Source organism: Psychrobacter maritimus (genome assembly GCF_029953575.1).
Taxonomy (GTDB): Bacteria; Pseudomonadota; Gammaproteobacteria; order Pseudomonadales; family Moraxellaceae; genus Psychrobacter; species Psychrobacter maritimus.
This window is the reverse complement of record NZ_CP124526.1, coordinates 2,991,145-3,007,807: the sequence shown is the minus strand read 5'-3', so window position 1 is coordinate 3,007,807 and position 16,663 is coordinate 2,991,145. Positions and strand designations below refer to the sequence as shown.

The 16,663-nt window shown below is 44.4% G+C and carries 14 protein-coding genes and 2 tRNA genes; 10 read left to right on the top strand and 6 right to left on the bottom strand.

From position 1 onward, the window contains the following. Positions 1 to 169 precede the first annotated feature (169 nt). The gene (gene rsmH / locus QJS82_RS12805; RefSeq protein WP_281491731.1) at positions 170 to 1,186 is read right to left on the bottom strand and encodes a 16S rRNA (cytosine(1402)-N(4))-methyltransferase RsmH; all 1,017 of its coding nucleotides are present in this window, start codon (positions 1,184 to 1,186) and stop codon (positions 170 to 172) included. Positions 1,187 to 1,661: 475 nt separating this feature from the next. Here rsmH and gltX point away from each other — a divergent pair, with 475 nt between their 5' ends. The 5 genes from gltX to QJS82_RS12780 all read left to right on the top strand — a co-directional run bounded on the left by gltX (position 1,662) and on the right by QJS82_RS12780 (position 5,168). Next, positions 1,662 to 3,191, top strand: coding sequence for a glutamate--tRNA ligase (gene gltX / locus QJS82_RS12800; RefSeq protein ID WP_281490744.1), 1,530 nt, complete (start codon positions 1,662 to 1,664; stop codon positions 3,189 to 3,191). Positions 3,192 to 3,470: 279 nt separating this feature from the next. Then, the gene (locus QJS82_RS12795) at positions 3,471 to 3,848 is read left to right on the top strand and encodes a hypothetical protein (RefSeq protein WP_281490743.1); all 378 of its coding nucleotides are present in this window, start codon (positions 3,471 to 3,473) and stop codon (positions 3,846 to 3,848) included. Positions 3,849 to 3,970: 122 nt separating this feature from the next. Next, positions 3,971 to 4,046, top strand: a tRNA-Ala gene (locus tag QJS82_RS12790). Positions 4,047 to 4,203: 157 nt separating this feature from the next. Beyond that, positions 4,204 to 4,279: transfer RNA gene (locus tag QJS82_RS12785), tRNA-Glu, on the top strand. Positions 4,280 to 4,514: 235 nt separating this feature from the next. Continuing rightward, on the top strand, positions 4,515 to 5,168 hold the full coding sequence (locus QJS82_RS12780) for a LysE family translocator (RefSeq protein WP_281490742.1): 654 nt from the start codon (positions 4,515 to 4,517) through the stop codon (positions 5,166 to 5,168). Positions 5,169 to 5,267: 99 nt separating this feature from the next. Here QJS82_RS12780 and acnA read toward each other — a convergent pair whose 3' ends face one another. Both acnA and QJS82_RS12770 read right to left on the bottom strand, forming a co-directional pair. Continuing rightward, complete coding sequence (gene acnA, locus QJS82_RS12775; RefSeq protein WP_281490741.1) at positions 5,268 to 8,075, bottom strand: aconitate hydratase AcnA; 2,808 nt, start codon at positions 8,073 to 8,075, stop codon at positions 5,268 to 5,270. Between the two features lie 443 nt (positions 8,076 to 8,518). Then, positions 8,519 to 9,532 carry a DUF3025 domain-containing protein gene (locus tag QJS82_RS12770; RefSeq protein ID WP_281490740.1) on the bottom strand — a complete coding sequence of 338 codons (1,014 nt, stop codon included), beginning with the start codon at positions 9,530 to 9,532 and terminating at the stop codon, positions 8,519 to 8,521. 114 nt (positions 9,533 to 9,646) lie between these two features. Between QJS82_RS12770 and QJS82_RS12765 the strand changes: the two genes are divergently transcribed. Both QJS82_RS12765 and QJS82_RS12760 read left to right on the top strand, forming a co-directional pair. Then, complete coding sequence (locus tag QJS82_RS12765; protein WP_281490739.1) at positions 9,647 to 10,363, top strand: metal-dependent hydrolase; 717 nt, start codon at positions 9,647 to 9,649, stop codon at positions 10,361 to 10,363. A 44-nt stretch (positions 10,364 to 10,407) separates the two neighbouring features. Beyond that, positions 10,408 to 10,983, top strand: a complete 576-nt coding sequence (locus QJS82_RS12760; protein WP_281490738.1) for a YchJ family protein — start codon at positions 10,408 to 10,410, stop codon at positions 10,981 to 10,983. Between the two features lie 23 nt (positions 10,984 to 11,006). Here QJS82_RS12760 and QJS82_RS12755 read toward each other — a convergent pair whose 3' ends face one another. From QJS82_RS12755 to QJS82_RS12745, 3 genes are read right to left on the bottom strand one after another with little or no spacing between them, the layout of a single operon-like run. After that, complete coding sequence (locus QJS82_RS12755; protein WP_281490737.1) at positions 11,007 to 11,915, bottom strand: class II glutamine amidotransferase; 909 nt, start codon at positions 11,913 to 11,915, stop codon at positions 11,007 to 11,009. Next, a complete protein-coding gene (locus QJS82_RS12750; RefSeq protein WP_281490736.1) occupies positions 11,916 to 12,239 on the bottom strand; it encodes a hypothetical protein in 324 nt (107 codons plus the stop codon). Positions 12,240 to 12,288: 49 nt separating this feature from the next. Beyond that, positions 12,289 to 13,476, bottom strand: a complete 1,188-nt coding sequence (locus QJS82_RS12745; protein WP_281490735.1) for a homoserine kinase — start codon at positions 13,474 to 13,476, stop codon at positions 12,289 to 12,291. A gap of 180 nt (positions 13,477 to 13,656) precedes the next feature. On the opposite strand from QJS82_RS12745, the gene hisF reads away from it, so the two are divergent. From hisF to nusB, 3 genes are all read left to right on the top strand, one after another. After that, on the top strand, positions 13,657 to 14,439 hold the full coding sequence (gene hisF / locus QJS82_RS12740) for an imidazole glycerol phosphate synthase subunit HisF (protein ID WP_281490734.1): 783 nt from the start codon (positions 13,657 to 13,659) through the stop codon (positions 14,437 to 14,439). 190 nt (positions 14,440 to 14,629) lie between these two features. Continuing rightward, complete coding sequence (gene ribH, locus QJS82_RS12735; protein ID WP_201629396.1) at positions 14,630 to 15,160, top strand: 6,7-dimethyl-8-ribityllumazine synthase; 531 nt, start codon at positions 14,630 to 14,632, stop codon at positions 15,158 to 15,160. A gap of 334 nt (positions 15,161 to 15,494) precedes the next feature. After that, complete coding sequence (gene nusB / locus QJS82_RS12730) at positions 15,495 to 16,661, top strand: transcription antitermination factor NusB (protein ID WP_281490733.1); 1,167 nt, start codon at positions 15,495 to 15,497, stop codon at positions 16,659 to 16,661. The last annotated feature ends 2 nt before the right edge of the window (positions 16,662 to 16,663 follow it).

The following is a 16,663-nucleotide window of genomic DNA, read 5'->3' as shown; positions in this document are numbered from 1 at the left end:
CTCATGAGCCATCAGCACCATCAATAAAAACAAATAAGATTAGAAATAAAACAAAACCAAGCAAAAAAGTAACTGCTGAGCCTAGCAGAGAATGTTTACAGCTTTTTAACAGCCGCGTAATCATTAAAACATTCAGTCATATTCTAACCACATAATTTAATAGGAATATCTATGGCTGAACGTCTGCTACATAATCAGTATCGGTACGGGTTGCCAGTCGTAACCATGCACTACGCGAGCGCGGGTTTTTGCTGATTTCTGCTTTACTAGGGCCGACGCGTTTGGGCTTGCTAAAATAACGCGGACGCTTCGGCGGCATCGGCAAATTCTCATCTTCTGGATACTGACCTTTACTATGACGCTGCAAAAACTGCTTAATACGGCGATCTTCTAAGGAATGAAAACTAATCACCGCCAACTGTCCGCCCGAATTTAAAATCGGAATGCTTTGCTCTAAAAAGTCGTCAACATCGCCAAGCTCATTATTAATGAAGATACGCATCGCCTGAAAACTTTGCGTCGCCGGATGCTTACCGCGTTGCCAGTTTGGGTGCGCGACTTTTATCACTTCTGCCAGCTCAAGCGTCGATTCATAACTGTCCATTTGCTTGATCGCACGGGCAATACGGCGGCTATGGCGCTCTTCGCCGAACTCATACAGCACATTAGCCAGAGTCTCATCATCGACTTTTTCTAGCCATTCAGCAACCGACTGCCCGCGGCTGGTATCCATACGCATATCGACTGCACCATCACGCATAAAACTAAAACCGCGACTGCCATCGTCAATTTGTGGCGATGAGATACCCAAATCCGCCATTAATCCATCAACTTGCGTGATACCCATTGCCGCTAGGCTATCAGTCAAGGTCGCAAAGCTGTCATGCACCACTTTTACGCGACTGTCGCTACTTGCCAATTCATGAGCAACGCTAATGGCCGTTGGGTCTTTATCAAAAACAATCAAGGTTGCGTCATCGGCCAGCTGACTTAATAACAGTCGACTATGGCCGCCACGCCCAAAGGTTGCATCGACGTAGATGCCACTCATTTGTAAGCTATTCTGTCCTGCGTCGTCTGTTTGCTTGGGCAGTGATTTGACACCCAATACCGCGGCGACCGTTTCTTGCAATAGCACCGCATCATGAACGAAACTTAATTCATCAGAAGTGGTTTGCTCTGTTATAGCAGCTACAGACTCTTGAGCGGGTGAATTAGCAGAGTCACTCTCTACAACAAAGTCATTTCCCACCGCAGACAAGTCACGCGCTGACTTAGCGTTATCAGTGGCTGACGAAGCGGTTGTTTTAAGATCTTGCTTACTTTTTGGCTTATTATTCGATATGGACACAAACGACTCAGTAGATGACGACCATTTTGGTCAGTAATAGTAAAAAATCAGATGAAAATAAACAAGTTATGACTTGTCTAACATTATTATCGCAAGGATACACTGGTAGTCAAGCGCTAGACGGGCTTTTCGTTAAAAATATCCCATCTCTCTGTTATACTAGCGCTATATTTTACGCTATTTTTCTACCTTGACGGCTATTGTTTGTGCCGTATTTTTTGTTCAAACTTGTCATGCACATTTATTATTAATACTTTTAATCGCCATTTTTCACAGCCATATTCATTAACCACCCTATTCTGAGAATTTTATGATGCAATCATCGACTTCAACTAACAGCACGCGCCCTGTCCGTACTCGTATCGCGCCTTCACCGACTGGCTTTCCGCATGTTGGCACCGCTTATATCGCGCTATTCAATTTAGCCTTTGCTAAAGCCCATGGCGGCGAATTTATTTTACGTATTGAAGACACCGACCAAACGCGCTCAACCGAACAATCTGAAAAAATGATTTTGGATGCGCTACGTTGGGTCGGTCTCGACTGGAGCGAGGGTCCAGATATCGGCGGTCCGCACGCGCCTTATCGTCAGAGCGAGCGTAGTGATATTTATAAAAAGCATGCCGAGCAGCTTATAGAAAATGACCATGCGTTTCGCTGCTTTTGTACGAGTGAAGAGCTCGATGCCATGCGTGCTGCGCAAATGGCCAATGGCGAAACGCCACGTTACGACGGTCGCTGTGCCCATTTAGCCCCAGAAAAAACCGCGCAATTGGTTGCTGAGGGCAAACCAAACGTCATTCGTATGCGTGTGCCAACCGAAGGCGTTTGTCAGGTACAAGATATGCTACGCGGGACGGTTGAGATTCCTTGGACGCAAGTCGATATGCAAGTGCTGCTAAAAACCGACGGCATGCCAACTTACCATTTAGCCAACGTCGTTGATGACCATTTAATGGACATCAGCCACGTATTGCGCGGCGAAGAGTGGCTCAACTCTGCGCCGAAACATCAGCTGCTTTATGAATATTTTGGTTGGGAGATGCCGGTTCTTTGCCATATGCCGCTACTACGTAATCCAGATAAATCAAAGCTGTCTAAGCGTAAAAACCCAACCTCTATCACTTACTACCGTGATGCCGGCGTGCTACCTGAAGCGCTGCTCAATTATCTTGGTCGTATGGGCTACTCTATGCCTGATGAAGCGGAGAAATTTACCTTAGAGGAAATGATTGCCAGCTTTGATATTCAACGTGTGTCGCTTGGCGGCCCTATTTTCGATATCGAAAAGCTCAATTGGCTGAACGCCGAATGGCTACGTGCGCTCACCCCTGAAGAGTTAAAGAATAAAATCCTTGACTGGGCAAGTAACAGCGATAAATTAACGGCTATCGCCGCTGCTATTCAGCCACGTATTGAATTATTGTCTGATGCGGTCAATTGGGGCGGCTTTTATTTCCAAAACCTACCTGATATCAATGCTGAGAGCTTTACCCATAAATCACTGACGCCTGAACAAATTACAGAGATGCTGCAACTGGCACTTTGGCAGCTAGAAACCTTACCAACGTGGTCAGAAGAAAATATCTACGCCACCCTAAAAGGTCTTGCCGCCCATCTTGATATTAAGATGCGTGACTTTATGGCGCCGTTCTTTATCGCTATCGCTGGTAGCACCTCATCGACACCCGTCATGAACTCTATGGCGATTATTGGCGCTGACATGACGTTGACGCGCTTACGTCATGCAGTTGACGTACTAGGCGGCTTGGGTAAAAAGAAGCTGAAAAAACTTGAGAAACAAGCAGCAGAATTGCCAGACTTCTTAGCTGATAAATAGTTTGGCAGCTGAATAGTTCTTCAATTTTTAATTAAAAACAAGATTGCTAAATATAATCAGTTCAAAATAAAAGCGCTACGTTATAGCTATATGCGACTGGTATAAATTTTCCTTGCTTGCTGTGCGCTTTGCACTCCAGAGGCTACGAAAAATTCATCCCAGTCGCACTGTATCGATTTTAAAGTAACTCTACTATAACGAAAAGGGGTCAGGCTAATACTGCCCCTTTTTTACGTTAATCTCAGCATTTAAAATTCAACACCCTCATTGGATATAAATATGGCCGCCAAAACCGTCACCATCGAAAGCAAAGATTATGTCTTTAACACCCTCAAAGAAGCGCAGAATTACTATGATGCCATCGTAAAAGAGCTTTATAACGCAAAACTGACCCTGACAACCGGTCAAGACTTTGAAGATTTAAAATGGATATATAGCACTTACTGTAAGTATACCAAGCAGAATTTAGATAAATTAAACAATTCTGACATTGTTGGTTTTAAAGGTATAAGTACTGTCCGAGAAAAAGGTGGTCAATATATCCCAACGGAATGCTGTGCCATCATTTTTTCTGACAGCAGCTCTAATTGTACGGAAGAAGAATTCTTTACCGATAAAGCCCTAAAAGAGATTGCCATCAAGCAAAATCCACGTTAATTTAAGCTTATTCAGCCGCTAAAATGGCTTTAAACGCTTTTTTTTGCATATTTATGCATTATTTTTCAAATAGCAGTTGACAAGACTGCCGGTCTTACATAAAATACGCACACTCTTAGCGAGGGGCTATAGCTCAGTTGGTAGAGCACTTGCATGGCATGCAAGGGGTCAACGGTTCGACTCCGTTTAGCTCCACCATACTATTTATCGCAACGCTCAGTATGACTGAAACTTGATATAAATACTCGCTAGTAGGACGATATCAGCACCTAGGCACAGCTTGCTCTGTTATTAATAGATAAGCTCTCTGATATTGTGAAGTACCGTTATAACCATTGGTTATAACACTCTATGCGTCCCCATCGTCTAGAGGCCTAGGACACCGCCCTTTCACGGCGGTAACGGGGGTTCGAATCCCCCTGGGGACGCCACTATTCGGCGTCACTTATTAGCACTTTTGCTTAGCATCTTTTAAGCATCAGGTTAGACTAATAAGCGAACAATAAAAAAGCCCAGTCATCATATGGTGACTGGGCTTTTTTATGTCTGTGGTTTTTAAAAATGGCTATTAAGGCTGTATAATTCCTTGGGAATATTGATAGAATGCAAGGTAAAGGCGCTCTATAAACTATAGATATTTGAAGCTATCACAAGGATGTATTGGCTATGTTTGGTATTGAGAATTATCTAGGGTTTGTCATGGCGGCCATTTTGCTAAACCTAACCCCTGGCAGTGATAGCATGTATATCATCACCCGTAGCATTTCACAGGGTAGCCAAGCAGGGTTTTATTCTGTGTTAGGTATCATCTCAGGCATTTTAGTCCATACGTTGTTAGCAGCGCTGGGCTTGTCCATCATTTTAGCCAATTCTCCACTGGCATTTATGATCGTCAAATATATCGGTGCTAGCTACTTATGTTATTTGGGCGTAAAAATGCTTATGAGCAAGCAGCAGCCTTTGATAGCCGAGAGTTTACAAGAAAACGAAAAATCTTCGTCCGCTAAGACTCTAGATCATTGGCAAATATATAAACAAGGTGTACTCACCAATACCTTTAATCCAAAGGTTGCTCTATTTTTCCTCGCATTCTTCCCGCAGTTTATCGATGCCAGTTATGCTTATAGCATGGTGTCGTTTATCATTTTAGGATTGACCTTTGCTGTTACTGGCTTTATATGGTGCTCCTGCTTAGCATTACTAGCGTCGAAGTTTAGTGAAAACCTAAGAAAGAACCCCTCTATCGAAGTCATTTTAAATAAAATAAGCGGTGTGGTGTTTATTGGTTTGGGAATTAAACTGTTGACTGATAAGGGTTGAAGGTAAAAAACAACGTATAAAAAATCATTCTGCACAAAAAAAGCCCAATCCCCTACTTTAACTGGGATTGGGCTTTTTTATTATAAATAGAGCTACCTATTAAGCAGCATTTTTACTCTCAGCTGCCAATTGACGTAGCACATAGTGCAATACACCGCCGTGACGCACGTATTCGCGCTCTTTTGGCGTCTGTAGCATGACATTGACATCAAAGCTCTCAGTTGAACCATCGGCACGTGTGGCCGTAACCTTGGCGGTTTTGCTTTCGCCATTATTAAGACCTGTGATGCTCAGCACCTCAGAACCGTCTAAATTATAGGTCGCAGCATTTTCACCGTCTTTAAAGGTTAATGGCAACACACCCATACCGACTAGGTTTGAGCGGTGAATACGCTCAAATGAGCTGGTCAATACCGCTTTTACGCCGAGCAAAATCGTACCCTTCGCGGCCCAGTCACGACTAGAGCCAGAACCATATTCTGCCCCGCCAAGTACCACGAGCGGACGCTTGTCTTCTTTATACTTCATAGCCGCATCATAGATGGCCATTTCTTGACCGTCTTGTAGCGTCGCGCTATCGCCGTTGAAGTAATAAGTGTAGCCGCCCTCTTTACCAGCCATCATGGTGTTTTTGATGCGGATATTGGCAAACGTACCGCGCGTCATGACCGCATCATTACCACGGCGTGAGCCATAGCTGTTGAAGTCGGCTTCCATTACACCGCGCTCTTGCAAGTACTTACCCGCAGGAGAATTGGCATCGATATTACCGGCTGGTGAGATATGATCCGTGGTGATTGAATCACCGAATAGACCCAAGATACGCGCGCCTTCGATATCAAGGATACCCTCTGGCTCCATGGTCATACCATCAAAGAACGGTGGGTTCTTAATGTACGTAGACTCTTCGCTCCATGGGTACAACTGGCTATCAGCTGAGCTAATGGCGTTCCATGCGGCACTACCGTCAAACACTTCACCATAGTTTTTACGGAACATATCAGCGTCGATATTATTGGCAATCAGCTCATTAATTTCTTCTGACGTTGGCCAGATATCTTTTAGGAAGACATCATTACCGTCGTTATCCTGACCTAGTGGATGCGTGGTTAAGTCAATATCGACAGTACCTGCTAGCGCATACGCAACAACGAGCGGCGGTGACGCCAAATAACTGGCTTTGACGTGTGAGTGAATACGACCTTCAAAGTTACGGTTACCTGACAATACAGCTGCGGCAACCAAATCGCCTTCTTCGATAGCCTCTTCAATCGCCCCTAATAGTGGTCCTGAGTTACCGATACAAGTGGTACAACCATAACCAACTAGGTAGAAGCCGATTTTTTCTAGCTCATCCATTAGCTGAGACTTTTCAAGGTAATCAGTCACCACTTTTGAGCCGGGAGCCAGTGAAGTCTTAACCCATGGCTTAGCCGTTAGACCTTTTGCAGCGGCTTTTTTCGCAACCAGACCTGCGCCTATCATCACTGCTGGGTTTGAGGTATTGGTACAAGAAGTAATCGCCGCGATAACGACAGAGCCATCACGCAATCTATACTCTTCATCTTCGATTTTGACCGTGCAATAAGTACTGCCTTCCGCGCAGAAAGGATTGGGTTTTGCCGCCAGAGTTTTTGCTTGATCTTGCTTACCGCCTTCTTCATCAAAGCGTACCTTGGCTTCAACTTCTTTTTTACGGTCTTTGGTCATCGCCGTTAAGGTTTCACCAAATTTTTCATGCATATCAGATAGGTTAATACGCTGCTGTGGCAAGTTCGGACCGGCAAGTGCTGGCTGTACGGATGATAAATCCAACTCTAACTTACTTGAGTAAGTCGCTGCTGGCGTATCGGCGTCGTGCCATAAGCCTTGCGCTTTGGCATATTTTTCAACCAGCTCAATCTGGCTTTCTTCACGACCTGACAGACGTAGATAATCAATCGCCATTTGATCAATCGGGAAAATACCACAAGTGGCGCCATACTCTGGTGCCATGTTGGCAATGGTTGCACGATCAGCAAGTGGCATACTGTGTAGACCTTCGCCGTAAAATTCGACGAACTTACCAACCACGCCATGCGCACGTAGCATTTCAACCACACGTAATACCAAATCCGTCGCAGTAACGCCTTCGGTTAATTTACCCGTCAGCTCAAAGCCAACGACTTGTGGAATCAGCATCGATGATGGTTGACCAAGCATTGCGGCTTCCGCTTCAATACCGCCGACACCCCAACCAAGGACGCCAATACCATTAATCATCGTGGTGTGACTGTCCGTACCAAACACGGTATCAGGATACGCAGTCAGCTCACCGTCGACATCAGCAGCCATGACCACGCGGGCTAGATATTCAAGGTTAACCTGATGCACAATACCCGTTGCTGGTGGCACGACGACAAAGTTTTTAAAGGCATTTTTGCCCCAATGTAAAAACTCATAACGCTCATTATTACGTTTAAACTCAATTTTCTCGTTTAAATCCAGTGCATCTTCGCGGCCATAGGCATCGACCTGTACAGAGTGGTCAACGACCAATTCACTTGGGATAAACGGGTTAATTTGCTCAGCGTTACCGCCAAGCTCAACGACTGCATCACGCATGGCTGCCAAATCGACCACCGATGGTACACCGGTAAAATCTTGCAGGACCACACGCGCTGGCATAAAGGCAATTTCTTTTGACGCTTCTGCACCTGCGTCCCAATTGGCAACCGCTTCGATGTGATTTTTACCGACAGATTGGCCATCATCTTCATTACGTAATAGGTTTTCTAAGACGATTTTCATACAAAATGGCAGCTTACTGATGTTCTCGTAAGTGTTGGTCAGCTTTGTCAGGCTGTAATAAGCGTGCTCCTTGCCATCGACCGAAATGGTGTCTTTTACATTAAAAATATCACTCATGGTAGCTTCCTTATCGTTGTTATAGATCCTGAACATAAATGACTCTTGAACTAATATGACTATCAATCAATAAGCATTTATGCTGATAACTGGTGGCTAAATAGATGGTGGTTTAGTTGTTCTTAAATTAAATGGCTTTGTTAAATTGAATGGCTATACTTAGTTTCTAACAAGCGCTAAATGTTTCACAATAGCTAACTGCCCTAGCCAACTGTGCTTTTACTCTAACAAACCCTGTGTTAATAACGGTTTTATTAATACAGCGACGTTAACAAAAGCTATAAGCATCTGTTTAGCGTTTAACAGTAACGCCCTTTTACCATAACAAATAACCCGCCCTTTGTTAACGTCTAGATGGTGTTGAATCGTGGCACAATCGTAAACGCAGCAATGCTTTAGCAGTTAAGGTTTAACAGTTAACTGGCAAGGTATGAATTTATCTTTTATTTTTGACGGCGACGACCACTGCGAAACACTTGGCTATCATCATAAAAGTTAGGCTTGGCATTTTCAGCCCAATAGTGCGGTACCCCCAAAATGGGTAATGGAGACAGTTTGCGCGGTGTCACATCCGGCTGTGATAATAACGCCTCCATATAATCAGCTACTCTTTTATCCAAGTGACTAATGCGCTCAGATAGCGATAAGGCAAAAAAATCTTGCGTGACATTTATCACGATACTATGGGAGCATAATGCCTTGCGCGGCTGAAGTAGCTTCTCTAATAATGCATGACCAAAGATATAAACTGCCGCCTGAGAGTGGTTATTCGATTGCTTTGGTTTATCCCACTTGTCACGCGGTGCAACCAAACTTGCCTGCCAATCGAAATCAATCAACGCCTTACCGATACTAGACTCAGCGGTGACTAATATTGCGCCATTTTCATCAAATACGGTAATGGTATCGCGGACACGCCCGCGACTGGCACCAATACCTTGCTGCTCAATCTCAAGCATATGATAATAATTCAGCAGGGCTTTAGTCTTGGGAAAGGTTAGCCAAATGCTACCGTTAAATAAATCGTGCAAGTTATCGCGGGTTGGAATATTACCAGTCGTGCCGATAAAACTCTCGTACGCCTCGCCTGCTGGCAACGCATTTTGTGAGACAAATCGTAAGGTGTGGCCTTGATTGTTTAGTGCAGGTTTGGTTTGCGGTAATGACTGAAGTAGGTCATCAGCCTGTTGCTGCAACGCTGTATTTAAAACTTTAGCAATAATATCAGGTGTATTTTCGAGTTTATCTGTCTGAGCAGAGTTATCTCTTAAAGAGCTAAGCTTTGTGATGGCTTTACTAATATAGCCTAACTGATTTAAGTGACAGAGCCATGGCGCTTGCCAGTCAATAGCAGCAAAGCTGTCATCAAGCGTGCTGGCGCATACAGACGGGTTATTAATAGAAGCGTCAGAAGAAGCAGTTGGATAAGGCTTAGCAGGTATATCAGTAGCGATCATGTTCACTATCTCTATTAGACGACTGGCTTTGCTATGGTATCATGGAGCGCTTTTTTACGGCTAGACAAGCCGCTCGAAATAACGTTTTCGCGCGCTATTTATTGATGAGTTTTTATGGCAAATTTTAACACCCACTTAAATGTTGCATTCATGGTCAGCGGTACGATGAGTCTAACGGTTTATAAAGCCGGATTGATTGATGATGCAGGGTTCTTGATGTGCGTGGCGCTCGGTACCATCGGTGGGTTGCTGCCTGATTTGGATTCCGATAATTCAACGCCGATTAAGCTTGGTTTTAATATTACCTCGTTTATTTTTGCCTTTGGTCTGGTGATGCATTGGCGTAGTGAGCTGAGTTTACTGGCGCTGATAGCATTATGGCTAGCAGGCTACGGCTTTATGCGTTATGTGGTGTTTTCGATTTTTACCAATATGACCGTGCATCGCGGTGTCATACATTCGGTGCCCTATATGGCGATAATGGGGCTTGGAATGACCTATGTCAGCTACGATATTTTAAACTTACCGTTGACGGTTAGCTGGTTTTACGGCTTGTTTTTATTCGGTGGCGCGATGGTGCATTTGACATTGGATGAGCTATATAGTGTGAATTTGTCCAATATGAAAATGAAGCGCTCATCGGGTACAGCGATGAAGTTTTATCAGCATAAAGACAAATGGTGGTATCTGCTACTGTACGTCATGCTTGCGCTCTTGGTGTATTTTGCGCCGCCGTTTGATGAGTTTTGGCAGCAGCTACGTGACCCCGCGCCTTGGGCAAAGCTTAAACTCGGTCTATGGCCAGAATTGATCAAAAACTGGCTCAATTGAAACTTATAAATCGCTAATAATATAAATAACAACTTGAGTAAATAATGTCAATTTCCGCACAGATCTGCCCTTGCCAAATCAATCCATCATCGGATGACATTAGCGCGCCGCTACTTTATCAAGACTGCTGTCAGCCTTATCATGACGGGCTTTTAAATAACGAAGCTGATAAAATTGACGGTGCAAAGCCAGACTCTGCTGAACGATTGATGCGCACGCGTTATAGTGCCTTTGTCTTGATTAAACCAGAATACATCGTCAAGACGACGCTCCCCGCACAGCAAGCATTACTTGATATCAAGGCTATTGAGTCTTGGGCAAAAGAGACGGTTTGGGCAGGATTAGAGATCATTACGCATACGCCAAAGCTAGGTAAACGTCATGCGCAAGTTGAATTTAAAGCTTACTTTAATATCTCTGATAATACAGCTGATAGTTTAGAAGAAAAAAGGCAGGCGCATCATGAATTGTCTGCCTTTGTAAAAGTAACAGACAAAGCGAACAACGATGCGCGTTGGTACTTCCTCGACCCAACAGTAGAATTGACTATCACCCAAAAACAGCCCTGTATTTGTGGCTCAGGTGAGAAGTTTAAGCGTTGTTGTGGAATGTATATTTAATTAACATAAAATATTCGCCACTCCTAAACACTCGCTCCAACTGCCCGCGCAACCGCAATTCCTTCCTCAATGGTTAAAAACTTACGCTGGCTTGGGCTGTCTTTATAAATGACATCACCATCTTGGAATATTAAGCATTCATTGACCGCCAACTGCTGCCACTTTTCATTTTCAGTCAATGGCACAGTCACTAGAATCGTCACTTTATCCGTGTCGGTAGTCACATCGCTAAAGTTAATGGCCAAATCGTCATCTGCTAATTTTGCTTCACCAAATGGCGCTTTACGCGTGAGATAAAACAGTAAGCTACCAGCATAAGCCAATTGCCATCTGCCATTTGAGATTAGGCAATTAAACAAACCGTTTGCGGATAGATAACGACATTGAGTGGTTAAAAAATTAAACAGCGTCTGATCATCTGGGCGGGTTTTAAAGCTGCTTTTTAGGCGATTGACCAAATAGCAAAACGCCATTTCAGAATCGGTATTACCGACTGGCTGGCAATGTGAGGCATTGCCATTGTCTTGCAGGCGCTGACAGCGTTTAATAAATTCGCTATTCATCTGCCCGTTATGGGCAAATACCCACTGCTCGCCCCACACTTCACGGACGAAAGGATGTGTATTCGCCAAGCAATTCTGCCCTTGGGTTGCCTTACGGATATGGGCAATGACGTTCATGGCTTTAATCGGATAATTATTAACCAAATCAGCCACGGGCGATAGATGGCTCGGATGATTGTCATGGAATAGACGCAGACCAGTCGAGGCATTGTCTGTTTTATCATTATTGGCACATTCACTGCGCTCGAAAAACGCAATGCCAAAGCCATCTTCATGACTGTCAGTCATGCCGCCGCGACGGCGAAACCCTGCAAAGCTAAAACCAATATCAGTTGGGGTATTACAGTTCATTCCTAAGAGTTGACACATTTATACTTCACCGCCGTTGTTGTCGTCTTTTGCAGGATTTAAAGTAGGGTTTAGAGTAGGGTTTAGAGTAGCTTCTGACACTTCATCAAACATCTCATAAGGCGTGGCCCCATCGGTGTCAATATTCGCCAAGATACGCTGCGCATGCGCCAAATCAGTATCTTGGATCCACAGCACAATCCCAGAATTCATACCCGGCATGGCACTCAGCGGTTGCAGAGACACCGTAATACCGTTATTACGTAGCAGATTGGCATGCAGCTCGCCTTGCATATTGGTATCGTAGCGTGCCAGTTTGTGCCAGTTATCAACTTGATCGGTCATGGGATCCGCCTTTATGGTTTTGATACAGGAATGGTCGAACAATAACAATCTATGCTAATTGGTCGAGCGTATATTCTTTAATTGCAAAATCACTGCTATTACTTAATTTATCACGTGCTTGCTCAGCTTGGGTGATATTGCTAAAAATACCGATTATCTGAGTGTCTTTTTGCGCCGCTGATTGATTATTTAACAATACAAAAACCGTATTTTGCGCTTTTTCAACATGTGACCAATGATAAGCAGCAAGGCGTTTCATCAGGTCAGGGTTTTTGACCATGATATTATCGCCAGTCCGCCCTTCGGTACGGTTATAGTGGATAACGTTTAAACGCAAGAGCCAAAAAATCACCGTCGCTTTGGCGAGCATCACTGGTAAAGCGCGTTTTTCATCTTCGCCAAGCGCACGTTTTGACTCATAGCCTTGTAAAAATGCCGCCATTTTACTGCGGTCAAAATTGACAGTTTCGCCCTGCTCGGCATCGCCCCAGGTGGTACAAAAATCATTAATGGTAATGGCAATATCCATCACATAATGCTCGACGCTGACTTCAGTAAAGTCTAGCAAGCCTGTTAAACGCTCTGCGCCTTTTTGGCTATTATTTAACGATAAGTCCCATAAAGTATTATCAGCGAACATGTCTAAATGACATAAGCCTTTTGGCAAAGTCGCAAGCGGTAATTCGCTATATGACTGCCAAATATCGCTCATCAGCTTGGCTTCGTCACCGGGCATAAACTGCATTTCACGGTCGCGTACTTCCGCCCATGGGTATAAAGGTACGCCATATTCTTCCGCAGGCTGTAATGCTTGCAAGGTCTCATGCAGCATCGCTAAAGCGGCACCAATCTCATGGCACATCGCTTGTGTGGTTTGCTGTGGATGCGCGCCAGCCAAACAAGGCACTAGCGTAATCGCTTTATTGTCGTAGCGTATGACATAGCATTTTTCTGCGCTATCAGCGCCTAAATCAAGCAATGCTAACGGCGCGGCTACTGGCAATTTACCATCCAATTGATTGAGGATAACCGCCATCTTTTCAATGTCTTCTGGTGGACGCTCTTCAAATAAGGTAAATACATAAGAGTGCGCGCCATCTACATCATCAGTCGTCTGAATAAACCAGTTAGAGTTTTTGATACCTTGGGTAATCGGAATGGCACGCGCAAATGACACGCCAAAACGCTGGCAAAAAGCGGCAAACTGATCATCGGTTAACTGGGTATAGACGGACATGACATCTCACTTATGGCAATGGAATAAGAAGGTAAATGGCTACGGTAATGACAGTGATTGTACCGCGCATGAGCAAACTTTGGTTAAAAGCATAATAATCTTGCGAAAAGCTGCCTGATATGGCGGCGATTTTGCTAGACTAGCGCTTACGGATAAATTGATTATAAGGTGAAAGACCCTATGTTAGCAAAGCGTATCATTCCTTGTTTGGATGTTGATAATGGCCGTGTGGTCAAAGGCGTGCAATTTGTTGATATTAAAGACGCAGGCGACCCTGTTGAAGTCGCCAAGCGCTATAACGAGCAAGGTGCCGACGAGATTACTTTTTTAGACATTACGGCGACCAATGATGAGCGCGATACCACTTATCATACCGTTGAGCGTATGGCAGAAACCGTGTTTGTCCCATTAACCGTCGGCGGCGGTGTGCGTAAGATTGCTGATATTCGTAACCTGCTCAATGCCGGTGCCGATAAAGTGGCGATTAACTCTGCGGCGGTATTTACCCCTGAGTTCGTTGGGGAGGCGGCGCAGAAATTTGGTAATCAATGTATCGTCGTTGCTATCGATGCCAAACGCGTTGCAGATATCACGGTTGATGGTGTTATCGTACCGCGTTGGGAGATTTTTACCCACGGTGGTCGTAAGCCAACCGGTATTGATGCCGTCGCTTGGGCAAGCAAAATGGCGGAGCTTGGCGCTGGTGAATTATTGGTCACCTCAATGGATGGTGACGGCACCAAAAAAGGCTATGATTTAACTTTAATGAAGCAGATTACCAGCCGCGTAAATGTGCCCGTTATCGCCTCAGGCGGCGTTGGCAATTTAGAACATTTAGCAGAAGGCGTATTAGAAGGCGGCGTTGATGCCGTCCTTGCCGCCAGTATTTTTCACTTTGGTGAATATACGGTGCAAGAAGCCAAAGAATATATGGCAGCACAAGGCATAGCAATGCGCTTATAACGCTTTTGTAAAATACAAATACAGTGGTAAAAAATGTTATCATAGCGCTAACTACTTCTTATCATTTGATTTTCGTTCATTTAATGGCTTATTTAACGGATAATTAACCGCTTAAATAAACGATTTGAACCCAGCGTTATATTTAGATTCCTATATTTTATTAAAAGCCCATTCAGCAAAGGATATTTTTATGTCGAATTTACAACAGCAGCGCAATGATGTGACCCATATCGATGGTAATTTACATCAAAACCAAGATGCGCGTATCGGTATCGTCGTTGGTCGTTTTAACGGTTTTGTCGTTGAATCATTGGTAGATGGTGCAATCGATGCGCTACTACGTCATGGCGTATTGGGTAGCAATATTACCGTGATTCGCGTACCGGGTGCCTTTGAGTTGCCATTGGTTGCCCAGCGCGCGGCTGAATCTGACCGCTTTGACGCTATCATTGCGTTAGGCGCGATTATCCGTGGTAGCACGCCGCATTTTGACTTTGTCGCCAGCGAATCTGCCAAAGGTTTAAGCAGTGTTGCGATTGATTATAACATCCCTGTTGCCAATGGCGTATTGACCACTGACAGCATCGAGCAAGCGATTGAGCGCTCTGGCACCAAAGCCGGTAATAAAGGCTCAGAAGCTGCGATGGTGGTGTTAGAGATGATTGCTGTTCTATCACAGTTAGACATTGATGATGACTATGATAGTAGCGACAATGCTTAGATAGACAATGCTTAGATAATAGCGACGATGCTTAACAATGACGCTTAATTGAACCGTCATTTTATAGAGTATTTTTGCTTATTTAAGCAGCTTAAGCAGCACTGTGGTTTTTATAAGCTATTGTTTGTTATAAATAGCCACAGTGTCATTGCTACAAAGAATAATGCTACAAAAAACAGTGCTCTAAAAAACAGTGTAAACGGCGCTAACAAGCGCCGCTGCAACACTCGACTGTCATAGCTGTCAGCCGATTACTATTTAACCTATTTTATGCTATTGCTTATCCCATAGTTGCTTATCACATATTTGTTTAAAACCTAGGTACAAACCCCTTATGACTGACCAACTCAAGCGCGCTATTAGCGCTGCGCAAACCGCACAACTCACTGATGGACAAGCTGAAGCGACGCGTATCGCAAGCAGTAGTGCGGGCGATCAAACCTTCGATATGAGTGAAACCACTTATAAGACCAGCCACACCGCGGTGCGTAAGGCTCGTCGCTTTGCTATGCAAGGCCTATACGAATGGCTCGTTACTGACCGCCGTTTTGATATCGATGGCAAGCTTGGCTGGAAAGCCAATGCCCCGCATGATATCGCTGCCCGTACCCGTGCGACCAATGCCATGCATACCGTACATATCGGCTACTATCATGAAATGATGCGCGATATTCCAGAGCAAATTGACGCCCTCGATGCGCTAATCAGTCAGCATCTTGATCGTGAAATCGATAAGCTTGATACCGTCGAGCACGCCATTTTATTAATTGGTGCTTATGAGCTACAAAACCGCTTAGAGATTCCGTATAAAGTTGTGCTTGATGAGGCGATGAAGCTGAATAATCATTTTGGCGCTACGGACGCGCATAAACTGATTAATGCTGTCCTTGATAAAATGGCGGTTGAATTGCGTGTGCTTGAAGTAGACGCAGATAGCAAAGCCAATCTACGCACGTCACAAAAAGCGGCGACTCAATCTAAGACTAAGCAGGCTGAAGCTCAATCTGCGAATGTTGAAGAAGCTAGTGAAAGCACTGCTGAATCTGATCTCGACAGTACATCAACTACTTCAAACAAACCGCGTATCAGTGCCAATAATGCTAGTGTTAAACGCAATAGCGCGAGTAAAGCATTAGCAAATATCATTGATTATAAGATAAGTAAGCAAAACGAAGCGGCAAAAGATGTCGTTGTTGCCGACCCTATTGTTAATGAACAGCCTGTTAATGAAAATCCTGTCGCAGAAAGCACGTCGGCTGATAATGTCAATGTCAGTGATGAGGGCAGTAATGCAGATAGTAGCGCAGATGGCAATGACGCCAGCAATGAGAACAATAGCGCCGCCGATATTGCCCTACACGATTCTAATATCGTTAGCGCTGACTCAGATAGCAGCTCGTTAGATAATGCTGAGTTAGACGATACTGAGCTAGATAAGACTACGTCAGACAACTTAGATAACATTGCGTCAGATGATACTGATGCAAAAAGTAAAGACTAGTC

What these genes read in the sequence shown, in the direction of transcription:
- QJS82_RS12795 (WP_281490743.1), top strand. Translation starts at nt 3,471, where the DNA reads ATGGCCGCCAAAACCGTCACCATCGAAAGCAAAGATTATGTCTTTAAC.
- QJS82_RS12745 (WP_281490735.1), bottom strand. Translation starts at nt 13,476, where the DNA reads ATGTCCGTCTATACCCAGTTAACCGATGATCAGTTTGCCGCTTTTTGC.
- acnA (WP_281490741.1), bottom strand. Translation starts at nt 8,075, where the DNA reads ATGAGTGATATTTTTAATGTAAAAGACACCATTTCGGTCGATGGCAAG.
- QJS82_RS12755 (WP_281490737.1), bottom strand. Translation starts at nt 11,915, where the DNA reads ATGTGTCAACTCTTAGGAATGAACTGTAATACCCCAACTGATATTGGT.
- ribH (WP_201629396.1), top strand. Translation starts at nt 14,630, where the DNA reads ATGTCGAATTTACAACAGCAGCGCAATGATGTGACCCATATCGATGGT.
- QJS82_RS12770 (WP_281490740.1), bottom strand. Translation starts at nt 9,532, where the DNA reads ATGATCGCTACTGATATACCTGCTAAGCCTTATCCAACTGCTTCTTCT.
- QJS82_RS12780 (WP_281490742.1), top strand. Translation starts at nt 4,515, where the DNA reads ATGTTTGGTATTGAGAATTATCTAGGGTTTGTCATGGCGGCCATTTTG.
- gltX (WP_281490744.1), top strand. Translation starts at nt 1,662, where the DNA reads ATGATGCAATCATCGACTTCAACTAACAGCACGCGCCCTGTCCGTACT.
- QJS82_RS12760 (WP_281490738.1), top strand. Translation starts at nt 10,408, where the DNA reads ATGTCAATTTCCGCACAGATCTGCCCTTGCCAAATCAATCCATCATCG.
- nusB (WP_281490733.1), top strand. Translation starts at nt 15,495, where the DNA reads ATGACTGACCAACTCAAGCGCGCTATTAGCGCTGCGCAAACCGCACAA.
- QJS82_RS12750 (WP_281490736.1), bottom strand. Translation starts at nt 12,239, where the DNA reads ATGACCGATCAAGTTGATAACTGGCACAAACTGGCACGCTACGATACC.
- hisF (WP_281490734.1), top strand. Translation starts at nt 13,657, where the DNA reads ATGTTAGCAAAGCGTATCATTCCTTGTTTGGATGTTGATAATGGCCGT.
- QJS82_RS12765 (WP_281490739.1), top strand. Translation starts at nt 9,647, where the DNA reads ATGGCAAATTTTAACACCCACTTAAATGTTGCATTCATGGTCAGCGGT.